This window comes from Janthinobacterium sp. YR213 (genome assembly GCF_900099875.1).
In the GTDB taxonomy this organism is placed as follows: Bacteria; Pseudomonadota; Gammaproteobacteria; order Burkholderiales; family Burkholderiaceae_D; genus Janthinobacterium; species Janthinobacterium lividum.
The window spans coordinates 590,511-606,315 of record NZ_FNDA01000003.1; the positions used below are offsets into that span (position 1 = coordinate 590,511).

Consider the following 15,805-nt stretch of genomic DNA (forward strand, 5'->3'; position numbering starts at 1 on the left):
CATGACACCCACTGCCACGCAAACACCGGAAACGCCACCGCCCTACCTGTCGGTGAACAATATCGAAGTCATCTACGACCACGTGATCCTGGTCCTGAAGGGCGTGTCGCTGCAAGTCCCGCAAGGCAAGATCGTGGCGCTCCTGGGCGCCAACGGCGCCGGCAAGTCGACCACCCTGAAAACCATCTCGACCCTGTTGCGCGGCGAACGGGGCGACGTCACCAAGGGCGAAGTCCAGTTCAAGGGAGAGCGCGTGGATCAATTGACGCCGAATGAACTGGTCAAGCGGGGCCTGTCGCAAGTGATGGAAGGGCGCCACTGTTTCGGCCACCTGACCATCGAGGAAAACCTCCTGACTGGCGCCTACACGCGCAGCCTGTCGCGCGGCGAGCTGAAAGACGCGCTGGAAAAGGTGTATCACTACTTTCCTCGCCTGAAAACCCGGCGCGGCAGCCAGGCCGGTTACACCTCGGGCGGCGAACAGCAGATGTGCGCCATCGGCCGCGCGCTGATGGCCAAGCCATCGATGATTTTACTGGACGAGCCGTCGATGGGCATCGCGCCGCAGATCGTCGAAGAGATCTTCGGCATCGTCAAGGACCTGAACCACAAGGAAAACGTGTCTTTCCTGCTGGCCGAACAGAACACCAACGTGGCGCTGCGCTACGCCGACTTCGGCTACATCCTGGAAAACGGCCGCGTCGTGATGGAAGGACAAGCGCAGGAACTGGCAAGCAACGAAGACGTCAAAGAGTTTTACCTGGGCGTATCCAGCGCCGGGCGCAAGAGCTTCCGCGACATGAAGTTCTACCGCCGCCGCAAGCGCTGGCTGGCCTGACATCGGAGTTGCCGTCATGGACCTGGAACGGGCCAAGCAAGTATGCCGCGGCTTTCCCGGCGCGACAGAAGACATCAAGTGGAGCAACGTGCTGGCGTTTTCCGTCGGTGGCCGCCTGTTCGCGCTATGCGGCGCGGAAGCGCACAGCACGCGCGGCATGAGCTTCAAGGTCGATGCGGAACGCTTCCTGGAGTTGACGGACCGCCCCGGTTTTCGCCCGGCACCCTACCTGGCGCGGGCCAAATGGGTGCTGGTCGCCAGTCCCGACGCCCTCGACGACGACGAAATGGCCGCCCTGCTGCAGCGCTCATACAGCCTGATTGTTGCGGGGCTGACGAAAAAAATGCAACGTGACATTGGAGAATCAGCAACATGACCGATACGCTCGACAGTCTGGAAGCACGCGCCCCCGAAGCGCGTGAAAGCGAATTGATGGCCGGCCTGCCGCAGCTGATCGCGCGCGCGCAGAAGGCGCCGGGCTGGGCCCGCATCCTTGATGGCGTCACCGCGGCCGACATCACCAGCCGCGCCGCGCTGGCGCAGCTGCCCGTGACGCGCAAGTCCGACCTCAAGCAATTGCAGCACGACGCGCTGCCGTTCGGCGGCTTGAACACGACGCCAAAGAACGCCCTGTCGCGCGTATTCGTCTCGCCCGGCCCCATCTTCGATCCGGAAGGCCGCGGCCCTGACTGGTGGCGCTTCGCGCGGCCCATGTATGCGGCCGGCGTGCGCGCCGGCGGCTTGCTGCAGAACTGCTTTTCGTATCACTTCACGCCGGCCGCCTTCATGGTCGAAGGGGGCGCCGCGCGCATCGGCTGCACCGTCATCCCGGCCGGCATCGGCCAGACGGAAATGCAGGTGCAGGCGATGGCTGACCTGAAGCCGGACACGTATATCGGCACGCCGTCATTTCTGAAACTGATCATCGAGAAAGCGCGCGAAATGGGCGCCGACATCAGCAGCGTCACCAAGGCCGTGATGGGCGCGGAAGCCTTGCCCGAATCCTTGCGCAGCTGGTTTGCCGAAAATGGCGTGCCGCACGTGTTCCAGACCTATGCCTCGGCCGATATCGGCAGCATCGCCTATGAAACGGCCAGCAATGGCAAGCTCAATCCGGGCATGGTCGTTGACGAAAACGTGCTGCTGGAAATCGTCCATCCGGGCAGCGGCATTCCCGTCGCGCCCGGCGAAGTGGGCGAAGTCGTCGTCACCGTCTTCAATGCCGACTATCCGCTGATCCGCTTCGCCACGGGCGACCTGTCGGCCGTGCTGATGGACGCGCCGGACTCGCCGTGCGGCCGCACGAATACGCGCATCAAGGGCTGGATGGGACGTGCGGATCAAACCACCAAGGTGCGCGCCATGTTCGTGCATCCGTCGCAGGTGCACGAGATCGCGCGCCGCCACCCGCAGATCAAGAAGGCGCGGCTGGTGGTCTCGGGACGCATGGCCAACGACGAGATGGCTTTGCATTGCGAAGTCGACGATCCGACGGACGCCAGCGGCGTGGAAGCCATCATCGGCTCGATCCGCGAACTGACCAAGCTGCGCGGCGACGTAGTGCTGGTGGCCGTGGGCAGTCTGGCGCAGGATGGGAAAGTTATCGACGACATGCGCGATTACAAATAAGGCCGATTTGCGGGATAATACCGGCATTGACCATCAGCCCCATTCATCGCCATGCAAGAGTCCATGCAAGAATTTCATCACAACCGTGCCCGTGACCTGATCAAGAACGCGGAACTGCTGTTCGACCAAGACGCCGTGCAGGCGTCGATCACGCGCATGGCCGATGTGCTCAACACGCGCTTCAACGCCGACGATTCGAAAGAATTCCCGCTGGTGCTGGGCGTGATGGGCGGCGCCGTCGTGTTTACGGGCAGCCTGCTGCCGCAACTGAGCTTTCCGCTCGAATTCGACTACATCCATGTGAGCCGCTACGGCGACGACGACAAGGGTGGCGAAGTGGTGTGGAAAGTCATCCCCCGCTCGAACGTAGCGGGCCGTACCGTCATCGTGCTCGACGATATTCTCGACGAAGGCGAAACCCTGGCGCACGTCAAGCAGCGCTTGCTGGACATGGGCGCCTCGGAAGTGATCCTGGCCGTCTTCGCGGACAAGGCCATCGGCAAGAAGAAGCCGGTACAAGCCGACATCGTCGGCCTGGTGATCCCGAACCGCTTCGTCGTCGGCTTCGGCATGGATGCGTATGGCTACTGGCGCAACCTGCCGGGCCTGTGGGCCATCAAGCCCGAGGATTTGAAGCAGCAGTGATTCATGATGGTTGTCGGATTACGCTGCGCTAATCCGACCTACGCCACCAGGTTCGAGTAGGTCGGATTAGCGCGCAGCGCGTAATCCGACATCCTCACCAACGTTACAGCTTCAACCGCGCGCGCGCCGCATCGTATTCGGCCTTCAGGCGCGCCACCATCTCTTCCACGCTCGGCACGTCATCCATCAAGCCCACGCCCTGGCCCGCGCCCCAGATGTCGCGCCAGGCCTTGGCGCTGCCGGAACCGAAGTTCATCGCGCTCTTGTCCGCTTCGGGCAAGGCTTCCGGATCGAGTCCGGCCGCTTCGATCGATTTTTTCAGATAATTCCCGTGCACGCCCGTAAACAGGTTGGTGTAGACGATGTCGGCCGCGCTGGAATCGACGATGGCGTCGCGGTAGCCATCGCTGACGTTCGATTCCTTGGTCGCCAGCCAGCGCGAGCCGATGTAGGCAAAGTCCGCGCCCATCGCTTGCGCGGCCAGCACGGCATCGCCCGTGGCGATGGAGCCGGACAGCGCCAGCGGGCCGTCGAAGAACTTGCGCACTTCGCCCACCAGCGCGAACGGCGACAGGGTGCCCGCGTGGCCGCCGGCGCCGCTGGCGACCAGGATCAAGCCATCGACACCCGCCTCCAGGGCCTTTTTCGCGTGACGGATCGAGATCACGTCATGCAGCACGATGCCGCCATAGCTGTGGATGGCGTCGAGCATTTCCTTGGGCGGCGCGCGCAGCGAGGAAATGATGATGGGAATCTGATGTTTCACACACACTTCCACGTCATGCGCGAGGCGGTCGTTCGACTGGTGCACGATCTGGTTGACGGCGATCGGTCCCACTTTTTTATCGGGATTGGCGGCCTGGAAGGCGGCCAGCTCGGCCTGCAGCTCGGTGAGCCAGGTGTCGAGCAATTCGGCGGGACGCGCGTTCAGGGCCGGGAAGGAACCGACGATGCCGGCCTTGCACTGCGCCGCGACGAGGGCCGGGCCGCTGGCGATGAACATCGGCGACGCGATAACGGGTAAGGAAAGGTTTTGCAACGCAACAGGCAATGCCATGGCGGACTCGCTGGAAAGTTGATCGGACGTGAAAAACACACTGAACGTTGATTATAGTGCAGAAAAAGTACGGTCGTGCTGAATTTATCGTCTATCCGTTTCAGCCCTCGTTAAGCAAGTACTCACCCTCAATCCGTGCCGCTGTAGCCCTCACCAGCTGCGACACGGCCCACTCGGCCAGCGCGGCCGCCTCCTGGCGCAGGAAGCGCCGGTTGGCCTCTTCGAAGACGGGCATGCCCCGCAGCAGGGCCGGTATCTCGGCGAGGGCGATGCGCTGGCGTTCCAGCAGCAGGAATTTCAGCAGCACTTTCACCGCATTCTGCGCATTGCGCACGGGATCGGACGCCAGGTAATCGAGACGTGAATAGGCGCGCTGCAGGGCACCGGCGGCGTCCTGGAACGGCCGCCCGTGGCCGGGAATGACGACCTGCACATCGAGGCTGGCGATCAGGTCCAGCGTGGCGCGCGCTTCAGGGAAGCCGGAGCCGCCATCGAGTTCGGGGAAGATCACGCCAAAGCCGTTTTCCCACAGCGCGTCGGCGGAGATCAGGATGCCTTCGTCGGCGCAGTAAAAAATCAGCGAGTGCGGATCGTGGCCCGGCGCGCCCAGCGCCTGCCAGCGCATGTCGGCCAACGTCAACGTGTCGCCGGGCGAGACGGTGGCATCGAAGCCGAAGCGCGGACATTGCTGGCCCGTGGCCTGGAAACTCAGGGCGTCCACGTCCCACGCGCGCACCTTGTCCGCCTCCGACACGGGAATGGCCGTATGGCAGCCGTATTCCGCTTGCAGCAGCGCGTTGCCGCCGCAATGGTCGGAATGCAGATGGGTGTTGAACAGGCGGTCCAGGGGCCGGCCAGCCAGGCTATGGCGCAGCAGGGCCAGCGTTTGCGGCGCATGCGTGGCATAGCCGCTGTCGATCAGCGCCGTGTCGTCCCGGCCCTGGAACAGGATGTTATTCGACGACAGCCAGCCGCGTTCGAACACCTGCATGGCATCGGGGAACAGCGCTGGCGATCGCGGCATGGCTTCCTCAGTAGTCGGGCTCGAAATCGAGCTGGGATTCGCGTCCTGGCAATTCGGCCCACACAGCGCGCTTGAAGTCGTCGTCAGCCTTGCTCCAGGCGATGATCTCGTCGAGCGTGCGCAGGCAGCCTTCGCACAAGCCGCTGTTGCGGTTCATCTTGCACAGGCTGACGCAGGGCGACGGCACCGGCGACGGCAAGGAGAGCGGAACGGCGGGCGGAGGTGGGGGAGTGACCATCATGGAGCGGCATCGGTGTAGGTACAGGCTTGCATTATGCCGCGAAACCGTGCCGGCGAGTCGGTGGCATCGCCATGCAATGTTTCTGTGAATATATTTTCAAGCAAAAATATGATCAAAAAACCATCTTCCGGAAATTTATTTTGCAGCCCATTCTCACTCTGCGAGTACCCGTCCTACAACACGATCAGGCCAGATCCTGCTTGACTTGAGATATTTCACAACTATACTACCATCCATACAGATGGCAATTGGATGCCACGTGGAGTTTTTGGAGAGATATGGCCAAGCAAGACAGCAAGCCCAAAATTGGGGAATCCGAGAAAATCACGATCAACCTCGGCTTGATCGACCTGGGGCAGATCGATCTACTGGTCCAGGAGGGATTTTATTCCAACCGCACGGATCTGATCCGTACGGCCATACGCAACCAGCTGGGTATCCACGCCGAGGTGGTGAAACAAACCGTCGCCCGTAAAAGCCTGGTATTGGGCATGCAGCACTATTCGCGCGCCGACCTGGAAGCGATCCAGGCAGCCGGCCAGCGCCTGCAGATACAGGTGCTGGGACTGGCCAGCATCGCCAGCGACGTCTCCGTGGAACTGGCACTGGCCACCATCGAGTCGATTTTCGTATTAGGTGCCCTGCACGCCAGCACCGTCGTCAAGACGGCGCTCGCAGGGCGAATTCACTAGCGTATCGGTTCGCGGCGATGACCCGGCCGATGCGCGGCACCGTTAAGGATGGTCATGAAACTCCCTCTCAACATGTTGGCGCAGATGCGCGCAGCAACCCGTAATCTGATGGGCCGCGGTCCCGCCGCCGCCACCGAAGCGATCCAGCAGGCGCTGTCTGCCGCCGGCCTGGCACCGCAGGCGGCAGCCACGCAAGCGCCGCCGCCGCAGACCATGCGCGACATTAATCCGCCACCACCAGCGCAAGCCCGAGCCGAACAGCCGCAAGCTGCCGCCGCGCCAGAAACGCCTGATGCGCCGCCCACGCCCGCGCAAGCGGCGCAGGACTTCGCGCAGGATTTCATGGCGCGCCTGGGCGTGCCGGCCGGCCTGGGCCAGCACAGCTTCGACATGCCCAGCTTCGAGCTGCCGAATTTCCACCCGCCCGGCTTCAACGCGCCGGCCACCACGCCGGCGGAGGTGCCCGCTGGCGCGCAGTTCATCGACGACGTGTACCGCAACCATGCGGGCACGCGCTCCTACAAGCTGTATATCCCCAGCAGCTACCACGGCCAGGCCATGCCGCTGATCGTCATGCTGCACGGCTGTACGCAAAATCCCGACGATTTCGCCGCCGGCACGCAGATGAATGCGCTGGCAGAAGAAAAGGAATGCTTTGTCGTCTACCCGGCGCAGACGCAGGGCGCCAACAGTTCGCGCTGCTGGAACTGGTTCAATGCCATCGACCAGCAGCGCGACCAGGGCGAACCGTCGCTGATCGCCGGCATCGCCCGGCAAGTCATCGACGACTACCCGGTAAATGAACGCGAAGTGTTCGTCGCCGGCCTGTCGGCTGGCGGCGCCATGGCCGTCATCGTCGGTACCCTGTACCCGGACCTGTTTGCCGCCGTCGGCGTGCATTCGGGCCTGCCGTTCGCCTCGGCGCAGGACTTGCCGTCGGCACTGGCAGCCATGAAGGGCGGCGCCATGCCCAATGCCCAGCGCAAGGCGCCGGCGGGCGGCGTGCCCATCATCGTTTTCCACGGCGACCGCGACACCACCGTCAACCCGCGCAATGGCGATGAACTGATCGCCCAGGGCGTGCGCAGCCAGGCGGGCGGCAAGGCGGCCAAGGCCGCATCCATCGACGGCAGCGTGCCGAATGGCCACCGCTACACGCGCACCACGCACAGCCAGGCCGATGGCTCGCCGCTGGGCGAACATTGGGTCATCCACGGCGCCGGCCATGCCTGGTCCGGCGGCAGCAATAACGGCAGCTACACGGATGGCAAGGGACCGGACGCCAGCCGCGAGATGCTGCGCTTCTTCAAGACGGTGAGCTAATTCGTCAGCTGATGTTTTCGGTGTATGGCGCGATCTGCCGCTGCTTGTCGGCGATCTCGCACACGCCGTCGGCGTAGCGGTGGGAGATGGCGATGAACTGGTCCTGGATCTGCAGGAAGGCGTCGACGATCTCGGCGTCGAAGTGCGAACCGCGCCCCTCGACGATGATCTGCACGGCCTGCGCATGGTCCATGCCCTGCTTGTAGATGCGACGGCTGATCAGGGCGTCATACACGTCGGCCAGCGCCATCAGGCGCGCCGAAATCGGGATGGCTTCGCCAGCCAGGCCTTGCGGGTAGCCGCTGCCATCCCATTTCTCGTGATGGCTGTAGGCAATCTCTTTCGCGTACTTGAGGAAATCGACTTCGATGCCCAGCTCGTGTTCCGCCGCCAGGATGGCGTCGCGCCCGAGCGTGGTATGCGTCTTCATGATGGCCATTTCATGCGGTTCGAAACGCCCCGGCTTGAGCAGGATATGGTCGGGGATGCCCACCTTGCCGATATCGTGCAGCGGCGCCGTCTTGAACAGCAGTTCGATATTCTTGTCCGTCAAAAAATCGCGGAAACGCGGCAAGCCGCGCACCTTCTCGGCCAGCGCCTTCAGGTAATGCGAAGTGCGGCGGATATGGTTGCCCGTCTCGCTGTCGCGCGTCTCGGCCAGCGACGCCATGGCGTGAATGGTGACGTCCTGCAGCGCTGCCACTTCCTGCACCCGGCGCTCCACTTCCGTTTCCAGGTAATGATTCTGGTCGCGCAAGAAATCCTGCATCTGCTTCATCGCCAGCTGCGTCCTGATGCGCGCCAGCACGATGGGGGCTGAAATCGGCTTGGTGATGTAATCGACGGCGCCCAGGGCCAGGCCCAGCTGCTCGTCGGCCACCTCGCTCATGGCGGTGACGAAAATCACGGGGATGCCGGCCGTGGCGGGATCGGCCTTCAGCGCGCGGCACACATCGTAGCCGCTCATGCCCGGCATCATGATGTCGAGCAGGATCAGGTCGGGCTGGTCGCTGCCGGCGGCGATCTTCAGGGCGCGCTCGCCATTGACGGCGATCTTGGTGCGGTAATCGTCTTCCAGCACCGCGCGCAGCAGGTCGATATTGTCTGGCGTGTCGTCGACCACCAGGATGGTTGGCTTGCTTGCCGGCGCTTTCATGCCCTTCCTTCGCTCTGCATAGTTATCCTTGTCACAGTGTCAGCTCCAGCGCATCGGCCACCTCGCCCAGCTGCGCCAGCGCACCTTCGAAATCGTATTGTCCCAGCATGCGCTTCAACTGGCGCGCGTGTTCCGCCTGCCCGGCCGCGACCAGCACGGGGCCGATGCCGTCCAGGTGCTTGACGGCCTGCGCGTCGTCCTGCTGCAGCAGCTGCGACAGCTCGCGCAAGCCCGCTTCCAGGTACGCCCGGTCCACCGGCGCCACGTGCGCCACCGGCGCGCCGCCCGCCTCGGCCACATGGCCGCGCGACTGCATGGCCAGCACGATCTTCGGCACCAGCTCGTCGAGCGCCAGGGTGCAGGCGGCCAGCGCCTGCGGCAAGCCGTCGTGCGATCCCAGGCTGAGCAAGTGCTCGACCCGCGCGGCGCTGTCGGCCAGGCCGCCGGCGCCGATATTGCCGGCGAGGCCCTTCAGGGTATGCGCTTCGCGGATCGCCGTCTCGAGCTGGTTGTTCTCGATGGCGGCAACGATGCGCTGCATGGCATCGAACTGGGTTTCCACAAAACGGTCCAGCAATTTTCGCATCAAAGCGGTATTGCCGCCCACGCGGCGCATGGCTTCCGCCATTTTCAGGCCGGCGATCACGGGCAGCTCCGCTTCCGGCTGCGCCACCACCGCCGTCATTTCCTGCGGCGTGGCCGGCGCGATCCAGCGCGCCAGGGTGCCGAACAGCTGCGCCACGTCGATCGGCTTGGCGATGAAATCGTTCATGCCGGCGTCCAGGCATTTTTCCTTGTCGCCCACCATGGCATTGGCCGTCATGGCGATCACAGGCAAATTCGAATACCGGGGATCCTGGCGCAGCTTGCGCGTCGCCTGGTAGCCATCCATCACCGGCATCTGGCAATCCATCAGCACGCCGTCATAGGCGTTTTCCTCGATCTTCGCCAGCGCGATGGCGCCATTGCCCGCGATATCGACGCGGATGCCGGCGTCGTTGAGAATATGCTGCGCCACTTCCTGGTTCACTTCATTATCCTCCACCAGCAGCAGCCAGGCGCCGCGCAGGGCGCGCTCATCGTCGCGGTAGCTGCTCTGGCGCTGCGTCTTGCGGCTCTGTCCCGTCACGCCGCCAAACACGAACGCTATCTGGTCGAGCAGGGTCGAGGCGCTGATCGGCTTGTTCAATACGCCGTCGAGCGGCAAGTCGCGCTGGCGCGCCGCCTCCAGCAGCGCTTCGCGATGGAAGGCCGTGACCATGATGCAGGCCGGCGTCGCATCGATGCCGGCGGCATCGGCACGGATGCCGGCCAGGGTATCGAGGCCGTTCATGCCCGGCATTTTCCAGTCCATCAGCACCAGCCCGTACGGACGCCCCTCGGCGCGCGCCTGCGCCACGGCGCCGATGGCCAGCACGCCGCCAGACACGGCACGCGCCTCGAAGCCCAGCGCCGTCAGCATGCTGACGAAGATTTCACGCGCGCTGGGGTTGTCGTCGACCACCAGCACGCGCAAGCCCTCAAAGCGCTGCGGAGCAAGCAGGCTGTCGCGCGGCACGGCGGCCAGGCCGAAGCGGGCCGTAAAGAAAAAGGTGCTGCCCACGCCCGCTTCGCTGACCAGGTCGATCTCGCCCTCCATCATTTCCACCAGGCGCTTGCTGATGGTCAGTCCCAGGCCCGTGCCGCCATGGTGGCGCGTGGTGGAGGTGTCGGCCTGGGTAAAGGCCTGGAACAATTTGCTGCGCTGGGGCGGCGTCAGACCGATGCCCGTGTCGCGCACATCGACGCGCAAGACAGCCGCATGTTCTTCCAGCTGCTGCAGGCGGATGGTGACGACGATCTCGCCCTTGTCCGTAAATTTGATCGCATTGTTGGTCAGATTGATCAGCACCTGACCCAGGCGCAGCGGGTCGCCCTGCAATGCGTTCGGCACGTCGGGAGCGATGTCGAACAGCAGTTCCAGGCCCTTGTCCTGCGCCCGCATCACGGACAGGTCGGCGATCTGCGCCAGCACGTCCTCGAGGAAGAAATCGACTTTTTCAAAGGCCATCTTGCCCGCCTCGATCTTCGAAAAATCGAGGATGTCGTCGATGATGGCCAGCAGGTTCTTCGAAGCCGATTCCACCTTCTCCAGGTAGTTGCGCTGGGTCGACGTGAGCTCCGTCTGCAGCGCCAGGTGGGTCATGCCGATGATGCCGTTCATCGGCGTGCGAATTTCATGGGACATATTCGCCAGGAAGTCCGACTTCATCTTGGTCGCATCCTCGGCCACCTCGACGGCGTGGCGCAGGTCCTGTTCCACGGCCAGGCTGGTGCTCATGTCCTTGAGCGCCTGCAGCAGTTCGCCCGTCTCGTCGCGCGACGTCACTTCGATGACGGAACTGAGGTCGCCATTGGCCACGCGCGTGGCGATCGCCACCGCCTCGCCCAGCGGACGCGTGATCGAGCGCGCCGACCAGGCAAAGGCAAGCCCCGTCAGCAGGGCCGCCAGACCGATGCCGCCCATCAGCAGCAGCGAGGTATCGATGTCGTTGCGTATCCTGGCCGCGCTGTCGCGGATCTGCTGCTGCTGCAGATCGTCGAGCTGGCCCACGTACAGCAGCACTTTTTCCAGCACCGGCAAGGTCTGCGTCTGCATGGCCTGCTCGGCGCGCGCATCCTCGCCGCGCTCGACCAGTTCGAATATCGTCTGGAGCGACACGTAGTAGCCGGCACGGGCCAGGTGCATCTGTTCCAGCAGGCGCCGCTCCTCGGGCCGCGCATCGAGACCGTCGAGGATGCGCACCTGCTCATCGATGTCTTGCTTGATCGCTTCCAGGCGCGCCTGGTTCGCCTGGCGCAGCGCCAGCTCGTGCTGGTTCGGCAGGTTACCGATGCGCGTGGCCGCCTCGCGCGCCAGCCCATGGATCTTGCTGGTGGCCTTGGCGGCGACCCAGTCGCGCTGCAGGATATCGTCGGTCTCGGCGCGGATGGCATAGATGCGGCTACCCGCCAGGACGATAACAACCAGCATCAGCACGATCAACATGGCATAACCGGCATTGATGCGCACGCCGATACTGATATCCCTGAAGCGCATGACTTTCCTATAAGAAATTCTTGAAAATCGAAGTCTGAACGTATTCCCCTACAAAATGCAAGGTCTTTTGCAAAGGAAAAAGCGTGCCGCGGCTCTTATTTGGCCGGCGTTGCTGCCGGGGGCGTCAAGGTGGCGATGTGGGCTTGCAGGCAGGCGGGGCACCAGCAGCCGACGGCGAGGCTGCCGGGCACGGGAACGGCCGGCGGCAGGGCCACGCACCAGCAGGGTTCCTTGGCGTCCGGATCGAGCTGGCCACACTGGAAGGTGGCGCCGCAGAGAGTGCACTGGCTCATGGCTGTGTGTGAATTGGCAAGTGTGTGTCATGCTGCGCCGGCATGCGACGCAGATGTAACTGGCAGTAAAAGGGCTGGCTGGGGGACATATCGGGCCAGACTATAGGATCATCAGGGAAAATACAACAAGATCGCCCTATAATGCCTCCAGGATTTTCTTCTTCCCTGTAAAATCGCACAAATCTATTTTCCGGACTCGCCATGAATCAACTAGCTAACTTGAACCTGGACATGAATGACGACTTGACGGCGGTGTCGCCGCAAATCAAGGCGCAGATTCTGGCCGAGGCCCTGCCATACATCCGCAATTTCCATGGCAAGACCATCGTCATCAAGTACGGTGGCAATGCCATGACGGACGAACGCCTGAAGCACGGCTTCGCGCGCGACGTCATCCTGCTCAAGCTGGTCGGCATGAACCCGGTCGTGGTGCACGGCGGCGGACCGCAGATCGACAACGCGCTGAAGAAAATCGGCAAGCAAGGCACCTTCGTGCAAGGCATGCGCATCACCGATGAAGAAACCATGGAAGTGGTGGAGTGGGTGCTGGGCGGCGAAGTGCAGCAGGATATCGTCATGCTGATCAACCATTACGGCGGCCAGGCTGTGGGCCTGACGGGCAAGGATGGCGGCTTGATCCGCGCGCGCAAGATGCAGATGCCGGACCGCGAACATCCGGGCGAATTCCTCGACATCGGCTTTGTCGGCGAGATCGACGCGATCAACCCGGCCGTCGTCAAGGCGCTGCAGGACGACGCCTTCATTCCCATCATTTCGCCGATCGGTTTCGGCCAGGATGGCCAGGCCTACAACATCAACGCCGACGTGGTAGCGGGCAAGATCGCGGAAATCCTGAAAGCGGAAAAGCTGATCATGATGACCAACATCGCCGGCGTCCAGGACAAGCAGGGCAACCTGGTGACCGACCTGTCCGCGCGCGAAATCGACGAGATGTTCGCCGATGGCACGATCTCGGGCGGCATGCTGCCAAAGATCTCGTCCGCGCTCGACGCCGCCAAGTCCGGCGTCAACACGGTGCACATCATCGACGGCCGTATCGAACACTCATTATTGCTGGAAGTGTTGACCGAGCAGGCTTTTGGTACTATGATCCGTTCGCACTAAAAAAATCGCAACGCATCACAGCGAGTAGTTTGGCGGCGCAGATCACCTGGCGCCGCTTTTAATTTGCCCTTGTAGCTCAGTGGTAGAGCACTCCCTTGGTAAGGGAGAGGCCACGTGTTCGATCCACGTCAAGGGCACCAACTATATCTCCCCGCAGCTGAAAAAATGTCCATGGCGGCGTTGTCCTTCCTTGCCGTACATGCGTACTGTCTTCGTCAGTCCGCCTTGCCCTGAACACTTTTCCATCTGCTCTGCCGCGTGCTTTACGCGGCTAAGCTACGGCACCCTTGCGGCCTGCTTTCCAAACTTAATACACCCGCTCGACCTTCAAGCCCTTCTGACGCAATAAATCCGGGACGCTTTTCGTTCCCACCAGGTGCAGCACGCCGATGGCGGCCAGGCTGGACTTTTCGCGCGCCAGGAGTTTGGCGATGCCGTCGGCCAGGGCCGGGTTGCGGCCATCCAGCAACACCTTTTGCACGAACTGCGCGGCGAACGACGGGTCTGTCGCTGCCTTGGCGGCCAGCCTGTCGAAGGCGGCGGCATCGGCCGTGCGCCAGGCGTTGGCGATCTCGCGCGCTTCCTGGCTTTGCTCCTGGTCCTCGATCGACGCCACGCCGTCTTCCAGGAAGCGGCACTGGTCGGCCGGCGACATGGCGCCAAACAGCGCCATCTGGCCTTCCATCGACTCGAGTTCCAGCACGGGGATCTTGCGCGCCTTGGCCTGCTGCGACAGATAATTGTCGACGGCCAGGTCGGAGCGGTAGCCGAGCGTGGAAAATTCGCCGATGGCCAGCATGCTGGCCAGCATCCACGGCTTCATCGGCGCCACCGACTCGGCTGGAATGCCGTATTTTTGCAACAGCGGCGCCAGGCGCGGCGCCAGCGTCTGGCGGCAGTCGGCAGGCACTTTGCTGCCCGGCGCTTCCATGCCGTATTTCAGCACGGCGCCCAGGGCGGCACGCGAATCGGCGCCGGGATCGATCTCCAGCGCCAGCGCGCCAGCCTGGTGCAGCGCCTGCGTCACCGTCGGTTCCAGCGGATAAAAATCGGGCGCGCCGACGTGGATGGTGCCGAACAGATACAGGGTGTGGCTGGCATCCTGCACCTTGAACAGGGCGCCCCGGTTTTGCGCCACGGGCGGTGCTTCGGCAAAGGCCGCCGGCAACGGCAGCAAGAATAATCCGCAAAACATCACTATAATCTGGCGTCGCATGGTTTTCCTGATTGTTGAATTTTTCATCTTGCTTATCATCTTGCCTAAAGACTCCTGTGCCTGTGTCCCATCTTAACCGCTCGTCGCCGGTCTGGCTGTTTGACCTCGACAACACGCTGCACAATGCCTCGCATGCCATCTTCCCCACCATCACGGCCAATATGAACACGTATATTGCCCGCGTGCTGGGCGATGGCGTCACGCCGGCCGACGACGCCATCGTCAATGCGGCGCGCGCGGCCTACTGGCGCCGCTACGGCGCCACCTTGCTGGGCATGGTCAAGCACCATCAGGTACAGGCAGCCCATTTTTTGCACGAGACGCATAGCTTCGACGATTTGCGCGCCATGATACGCGCCGAGCGGGGACTGGGGGCTTTACTCAAACGCCTGCCTGGCCGTAAAATTTTACTCACCAACGCGCCGCTGCGCTATTCGAGCGACGTGATGCGCCACTTGGGCTTGCGCCGGCACTTTGCGCAGCATATCGCCATCGAGGCGATGCATGTGCACCGCCAGCTGCGGCCCAAGCCATCAACGCTGATGCTGCGCAAACTGATGCGCAAACACCAGATCCGCCCTGGCCGCTGCATCCTGGTGGAAGACACTCTGGCCAACCTGAAGGGCGCGAAAAAACTGGGTCTGCGCACGGCCTGGATCACGCAATACCTGAAAATGGCGGATCCGATCGGCGTGGCGAAGCTGCCCAAGGCGTTAAATCGCCCCGCTTACGTCGATGTCAAAGTAAAATCTGTCCGGCATTTGGCACGCCGCCTTCACCGTCTGCGTTGAAGGGGACTCCTGGGCTTCCGGTTGACACCGGAAGCCGCACCGCTAGCGGCGGTGACGGACCTCCCCCATCAAGGCAGCATTTTTTTTAACGACAAGAGAAAATATGGCAAGCACACCGCCGGGCCAACGCAGGCTACAAATTCTTCAGGCCCTCGCCGCAATGCTGGAGCAGCCGAAAGGCGAAAAGATCACCACGGCCGCACTGGCGGCCAGACTGACCGTGTCGGAAGCGGCCCTGTACCGCCATTTCGCCAGCAAGGCGCAAATGTTCGAAGGGCTGATCGAATTCATCGAGTCGAGCGTCTTCGGCCTGATCAACCAGATCGCGGAAAAGCACAGCGACGGCATGACGCAAACACGCGACATCATCGGCATGCTGCTCAATTTCGCCATCAGCAATCCGGGCATGACGCGCGTGCTGATCGGCGATGCGCTGGTCAATGAGGACGAGCGCCTGCAAGTGCGCATGAACCAGTTCTACGACCGCGTGGAACTGGCGCTCAAGCAGGCCTTGCGCGTGGCAGCCGCCGAAGGCCATGGCAAGGAAAGCGAAGTGGCGGCGCGCGCCACCCTGATCGTCAGCTTCGTCATCGGACGCTGGCACCGCTACGCCAAGAGCGGCTTCAAGATCAACCCATCCCAGGAAGCGGCGCTGCAAATCGCCATGCTGCTGGGGTAAATCACCGCCGCGGCTGT

General features: G+C 62.9%; 16 protein-coding genes and 1 tRNA gene. 10 read left to right on the plus strand and 7 right to left on the minus strand.

Going from position 1 to position 15,805, the window contains the following annotated elements; genetic code table 11:
- The first annotated feature begins 1 nt into the window (after nt 1).
- The 4 genes from BLT98_RS16635 to BLT98_RS16650 all read left to right on the plus strand — a co-directional run bounded on the left by BLT98_RS16635 (nt 2) and on the right by BLT98_RS16650 (nt 3,112).
- Nucleotides 2-838, plus strand: a complete 837-nt coding sequence (locus tag BLT98_RS16635; RefSeq protein ID WP_052140232.1) for an ABC transporter ATP-binding protein — start codon at nt 2-4, stop codon at nt 836-838.
- A 16-nt stretch (nt 839-854) separates the two neighbouring features.
- Nucleotides 855-1,214, plus strand: a complete 360-nt coding sequence (locus BLT98_RS16640) for an MmcQ/YjbR family DNA-binding protein (RefSeq protein WP_034783779.1) — start codon at nt 855-857, stop codon at nt 1,212-1,214.
- Nucleotides 1,211-2,467 carry a phenylacetate--CoA ligase family protein gene (locus BLT98_RS16645; RefSeq protein ID WP_034783780.1) on the plus strand — a complete coding sequence of 419 codons (1,257 nt, stop codon included), beginning with the start codon at nt 1,211-1,213 and terminating at the stop codon, nt 2,465-2,467. The genes BLT98_RS16640 and BLT98_RS16645 overlap by 4 nt, the downstream gene beginning before the upstream one ends.
- Nucleotides 2,468-2,530: 63 nt before the next feature.
- Nucleotides 2,531-3,112, plus strand: a complete 582-nt coding sequence (locus BLT98_RS16650; protein WP_034783782.1) for a hypoxanthine-guanine phosphoribosyltransferase — start codon at nt 2,531-2,533, stop codon at nt 3,110-3,112.
- Nucleotides 3,113-3,215: 103 nt separating this feature from the next.
- On the opposite strand, the gene BLT98_RS16655 is transcribed toward BLT98_RS16650, so the two are convergent.
- The 3 genes from BLT98_RS16655 to BLT98_RS16665 all read right to left on the minus strand — a co-directional run bounded on the left by BLT98_RS16655 (nt 3,216) and on the right by BLT98_RS16665 (nt 5,434).
- The gene (locus BLT98_RS16655; protein WP_034752807.1) at nt 3,216-4,169 is read right to left on the minus strand and encodes an NAD(P)H-dependent flavin oxidoreductase; all 954 of its coding nucleotides are present in this window, start codon (nt 4,167-4,169) and stop codon (nt 3,216-3,218) included.
- A gap of 100 nt (nt 4,170-4,269) precedes the next feature.
- A complete protein-coding gene (locus BLT98_RS16660; RefSeq protein WP_034783783.1) occupies nt 4,270-5,193 on the minus strand; it encodes an MBL fold metallo-hydrolase in 924 nt (307 codons plus the stop codon).
- 7 nt (nt 5,194-5,200) lie between these two features.
- Entirely contained in the window at nt 5,201-5,434 is a 234-nt protein-coding gene (locus BLT98_RS16665; RefSeq protein ID WP_244517516.1) for a DUF1289 domain-containing protein, read from the minus strand.
- 278 nt (nt 5,435-5,712) lie between these two features.
- Here BLT98_RS16665 and BLT98_RS16670 point away from each other — a divergent pair, with 278 nt between their 5' ends.
- Nucleotides 5,713-6,126 carry a CopG family transcriptional regulator gene (locus BLT98_RS16670; RefSeq protein WP_092609522.1) on the plus strand — a complete coding sequence of 138 codons (414 nt, stop codon included), beginning with the start codon at nt 5,713-5,715 and terminating at the stop codon, nt 6,124-6,126.
- Between the two features lie 54 nt (nt 6,127-6,180).
- Nucleotides 6,181-7,449 (plus strand): extracellular catalytic domain type 1 short-chain-length polyhydroxyalkanoate depolymerase, encoded by a 1,269-nt coding sequence (locus BLT98_RS16675; RefSeq protein ID WP_244517517.1) that lies wholly within the window; start codon nt 6,181-6,183, stop codon nt 7,447-7,449.
- A gap of 4 nt (nt 7,450-7,453) precedes the next feature.
- On the opposite strand, the gene BLT98_RS16680 is transcribed toward BLT98_RS16675, so the two are convergent.
- The 3 genes from BLT98_RS16680 to BLT98_RS16690 all read right to left on the minus strand — a co-directional run bounded on the left by BLT98_RS16680 (nt 7,454) and on the right by BLT98_RS16690 (nt 11,977).
- Nucleotides 7,454-8,605: a response regulator gene (locus BLT98_RS16680; RefSeq protein ID WP_034783788.1), complete on the minus strand. Its 1,152-nt coding sequence runs from the start codon at nt 8,603-8,605 to the stop codon at nt 7,454-7,456.
- A gap of 31 nt (nt 8,606-8,636) precedes the next feature.
- Complete coding sequence (locus BLT98_RS16685) at nt 8,637-11,684, minus strand: response regulator (RefSeq protein ID WP_092609527.1); 3,048 nt, start codon at nt 11,682-11,684, stop codon at nt 8,637-8,639.
- A gap of 95 nt (nt 11,685-11,779) precedes the next feature.
- Nucleotides 11,780-11,977, minus strand: coding sequence for a cysteine-rich CWC family protein (locus BLT98_RS16690; RefSeq protein ID WP_092609530.1), 198 nt, complete (start codon nt 11,975-11,977; stop codon nt 11,780-11,782).
- A gap of 231 nt (nt 11,978-12,208) precedes the next feature.
- On the opposite strand from BLT98_RS16690, the gene argB reads away from it, so the two are divergent.
- Together argB and BLT98_RS16700 are read left to right on the plus strand one after the other, a co-directional pair.
- Entirely contained in the window at nt 12,209-13,102 is an 894-nt protein-coding gene (gene argB / locus BLT98_RS16695; RefSeq protein ID WP_010393729.1) for an acetylglutamate kinase, read from the plus strand.
- A 65-nt stretch (nt 13,103-13,167) separates the two neighbouring features.
- Nucleotides 13,168-13,242, plus strand: a tRNA-Thr gene (locus BLT98_RS16700).
- A gap of 167 nt (nt 13,243-13,409) precedes the next feature.
- On the opposite strand, the gene BLT98_RS16705 is transcribed toward BLT98_RS16700, so the two are convergent.
- On the minus strand, nt 13,410-14,279 hold the full coding sequence (locus BLT98_RS16705; RefSeq protein ID WP_244517518.1) for a TraB/GumN family protein: 870 nt from the start codon (nt 14,277-14,279) through the stop codon (nt 13,410-13,412).
- A gap of 95 nt (nt 14,280-14,374) precedes the next feature.
- Between BLT98_RS16705 and BLT98_RS16710 the strand changes: the two genes are divergently transcribed.
- Both BLT98_RS16710 and slmA read left to right on the plus strand, forming a co-directional pair.
- Nucleotides 14,375-15,109, plus strand: coding sequence for a pyrimidine 5'-nucleotidase (locus BLT98_RS16710; protein ID WP_092609535.1), 735 nt, complete (start codon nt 14,375-14,377; stop codon nt 15,107-15,109).
- Between the two features lie 103 nt (nt 15,110-15,212).
- Nucleotides 15,213-15,788: a nucleoid occlusion factor SlmA gene (slmA, locus tag BLT98_RS16715; RefSeq protein ID WP_034752791.1), complete on the plus strand. Its 576-nt coding sequence runs from the start codon at nt 15,213-15,215 to the stop codon at nt 15,786-15,788.
- The last annotated feature ends 17 nt before the right edge of the window (nt 15,789-15,805 follow it).